The organism is Lysinibacillus sp. A4 (assembly GCF_024919535.1).
In the GTDB taxonomy this organism is placed as follows: Bacteria; Bacillota; Bacilli; order Bacillales_A; family Planococcaceae; genus Lysinibacillus; species Lysinibacillus capsici.
Genome location: NZ_JANWTB010000032.1, coordinates 1 through 2,023 on the forward strand (window position 1 = coordinate 1; position 2,023 = coordinate 2,023).

Genomic DNA, 2,023 nt, shown 5'->3' on the forward strand with positions numbered 1-2,023 from the left:
GATCAATATCCATCGACTGTAGCCATTCCGTCCATTTGCCCGACTCAATGACGTTCTCTTTGACGTGTTTTAGATGCTTACCAATTTCGAAGATTGCTTCGCCTGCTTTACGCATGTTCTTACGAATAGCTGCCTCATTTGTACGTAAGTCTGATGGTAGAATCTCAATTTTTTCAGTTGATGTAAGTTGCATGTAAATCTCTCCCTTTGCTGATTATTTGCTGAATACTACAACGCCGATTGATCGACGGTATTGCCTCCTCACTTATAACTGCACGGTAAAATTTTATTTCGTTAACACTTTCTATCAAAATAAGTCTAAATACCTACGAACTATATCGATTTATAAAAAAAGAAACTAGAAGCGTCTGCAACCGCCTCTAGTCAAATTCGGAATATTGTTTATTACACCATTACGTATACGGATAGAGCTATTACGATAGAAAATGCTGTTGTACCGTAATATCACACTCTAAGTTCACCGTCTTCTCCTTCTTCACCGAAAAAATACGCATCTACCTGCTTTGCTGTATTAGCGGCTGCTTTCGTTAGTAACTTAATGTATGCCTTCTTATATTCGCGTTCAAGCGACAGCGCTGACGCATTACGTTCTTTTATCGGTTTCATGCAGTAATACCTCCAATCGCAGTTGGCGCAAGTATGATTCACTTTAAGCTAATACTTTCGGTGCTTGCGCTAGGATCGCTAGTAGTTCGATAGGTTCTGCGGTATCCAATTCAGAAAAGATTAAGCGTGCCTCATCATCCCACTTAAATAAAATCTCATTATCACCGATGTACAAAATCGCATCATCTTCATATCCTGGTTGCTTAAAAACTTGTAAATACACACCGTCAATAATCTGAGTTCTTTCTACGACATAAGAATATCCTGGCTCAACTTCGAAAATTTGCATTTGAGTAAACATTAGATAACCTCCCGTTTTTTACTTCTTGGTGTAAATTTAAACGAATTCGTTTAATAAGTCAACTGTTTTACACGAAAAAGTTTAAAAATATTTACAAACGTGTTATTGTAGAGTAAAAAGGGGTGTTTTATATGAATATTAAAAACGAAATTAAGAGCTATTTAGCAGCTACCGGTATTACTATGACTGAACTTGTTGAGAGATTAAACAAAGATTTACCGGAGAACAAAAAGACGTCGGTACAAAACTTGTCTAATAAACTAAGTCGCGGATCGTTACGCTATGATGAGGCGCAACAAATAGCTATTGCAATTGGAAAGCGTATTGAATGGGTAGACAACAAAAAAGACGACGGCCAATAACGGCTATCGTCATACTTTGCTGAAATAATAGGAGGAGCTACTATGTTGCAACATGAAAGTTATTCATTTAGTCGTGTATTTTTAAATCGTAATCTTGAATTCTTTTTTATTCTTGGAGTAAATAATTCTGATAATTTCGATGAATATTGGGATGGGAGAACTATAGAAGTAGTAGGATACGCTGTGATTTATATCGATTTTGAAACAAATGAACAAAAGAATTTCATATATTTGATTGATAATAATAAACACGATAATGCAGTTAAATATACAAAGAAGTTTATTGAGCAAATGAGCTTATCTGACAAACTTTCTGATAGAGAAAACTTTAAAATTATTAAAACGAAAATAAATGACAGGGTGGTTTCTAAACCATATAAAGATTTCATAAAGGTTGTTGTAAAAAATGAAATTCCTGAGTTTGTTTTAGACTTGTAAAGTAAAACCAAGTGGATTACTGAAACATTAGGATTGGTGATATAACGGAGATAATCGATTTTGTAGAAGTAGATAAAGAAAAAGCGCTAGCCGATTAATTGGCTGCGCTTTATTAAATTTATCTAATTTTCTTTTACTTCATTCATAATTTTGTAAAATTTTTGATTAGAAAATTCCATAATCTTATAAATTTCTTTTTGTGATCGTTCTATTAAATCCATATGCTGCCTAATCATTCTTCGTGGTGACTCTAAACGCCAACCACCTTCTTCAAGACCTACTTCACGAATAGGCG

General features: G+C 34.4%; 5 protein-coding genes. 2 read left to right on the plus strand and 3 right to left on the minus strand.

Features of this window, described 5'->3' with window-relative positions; all coding sequences use genetic code 11:
* The 3 genes from NY607_RS24110 to NY607_RS24120 all read right to left on the minus strand — a co-directional run.
* A partial coding sequence (locus NY607_RS24110) for a dimethyladenosine transferase (RefSeq protein ID WP_259420594.1) occupies positions 1–193 on the minus strand: 193 nt, incomplete at its 3' end.
* Between the two features lie 272 nt (positions 194–465).
* Positions 466–627 (minus strand): hypothetical protein, encoded by a 162-nt coding sequence (locus NY607_RS24115; protein ID WP_259420597.1) that lies wholly within the window; start codon positions 625–627, stop codon positions 466–468.
* Between the two features lie 43 nt (positions 628–670).
* A complete protein-coding gene (locus NY607_RS24120; protein ID WP_259420600.1) occupies positions 671–928 on the minus strand; it encodes a hypothetical protein in 258 nt (85 codons plus the stop codon).
* Between the two features lie 131 nt (positions 929–1,059).
* Here NY607_RS24120 and NY607_RS24125 point away from each other — a divergent pair, with 131 nt between their 5' ends.
* Together NY607_RS24125 and NY607_RS24130 are read left to right on the plus strand one after the other, a co-directional pair.
* The gene (locus tag NY607_RS24125; RefSeq protein ID WP_259420601.1) at positions 1,060–1,290 is read left to right on the plus strand and encodes an LLM class flavin-dependent oxidoreductase; all 231 of its coding nucleotides are present in this window, start codon (positions 1,060–1,062) and stop codon (positions 1,288–1,290) included.
* Positions 1,291–1,332: 42 nt separating this feature from the next.
* Positions 1,333–1,728: a hypothetical protein gene (locus tag NY607_RS24130; protein WP_259420603.1), complete on the plus strand. Its 396-nt coding sequence runs from the start codon at positions 1,333–1,335 to the stop codon at positions 1,726–1,728.
* Positions 1,729–2,023: the final 295 nt, after the last annotated feature.

Bases quoted from the DNA above. Each gene is read 5' to 3' on its own strand.
- NY607_RS24120 (WP_259420600.1), bottom strand. From the start codon at position 928: ATGTTTACTCAAATGCAAATTTTCGAAGTTGAGCCAGGATATTCTTAT.
- NY607_RS24130 (WP_259420603.1), top strand. From the start codon at position 1,333: ATGTTGCAACATGAAAGTTATTCATTTAGTCGTGTATTTTTAAATCGT.
- NY607_RS24115 (WP_259420597.1), bottom strand. From the start codon at position 627: ATGAAACCGATAAAAGAACGTAATGCGTCAGCGCTGTCGCTTGAACGC.
- NY607_RS24125 (WP_259420601.1), top strand. From the start codon at position 1,060: ATGAATATTAAAAACGAAATTAAGAGCTATTTAGCAGCTACCGGTATT.